The 539-nt window shown below is 71.4% G+C and carries 1 pseudogene; it reads right to left on the bottom strand.

What is annotated here, in order from left to right:
• Positions 1–224: 224 nt before the first annotated feature.
• A pseudogene (locus tag BZY54_RS48955) lies at positions 225–539 on the bottom strand (CpaF/VirB11 family protein); the annotation flags it as partial.

Here is a 539-nt window from a genome sequence, read left to right on the forward strand (position 1 = left end):
CCGCCGCGCCGCGGAGTGCCGCCCGCCCAACAGCCACACGGCCGCCCCGGCACACGCCACGGCCGCCGCCATGGACACCGGCCCCGAGGCTGCCGATCCGGAGAACAACTCCCCCATACCGCCCATCACTTCCTCTCGACACTCGCCGTACGCCCCGCGCGCTCTGGGTTCATGAGATTTCTGGTTTTTCACGAGCCTCCTGAGCCTCTGTGCTGGTCGTTTCCTCAGTGCTCTCCGGTCTCTCGGATGTCTATGGGCTCTCCGGTCCCTTCGCCCTCTCCGACCTCTCTGGAGTCCCCAGGACGCTGTGGACTGTCCAGGCGGAGAAGCCCCCTCAGCCGCTCCCACCCCGGTTCCGCGACGAACGCGTCCGGGGCCCAGCGCAGCGCCGGTACCGTCCGCACCAGGCCTGAGGCGTCCCGCTCCAGCACCCGCACCTCGGCGATCCGCCGCCGTCCGGAGCGGTCCCGCACGAGGTGCACCACCACCGAAAGCGCCGCCGCCAACTGGCTGTGCAGCGCCGCCCGGTCCAGCCCGGC

Origin of the sequence: Streptomyces carpinensis, from assembly GCF_002154505.1 — a bacterium.
In the GTDB taxonomy this organism is placed as follows: Bacteria; Actinomycetota; Actinomycetes; order Streptomycetales; family Streptomycetaceae; genus Streptomyces; species Streptomyces carpinensis.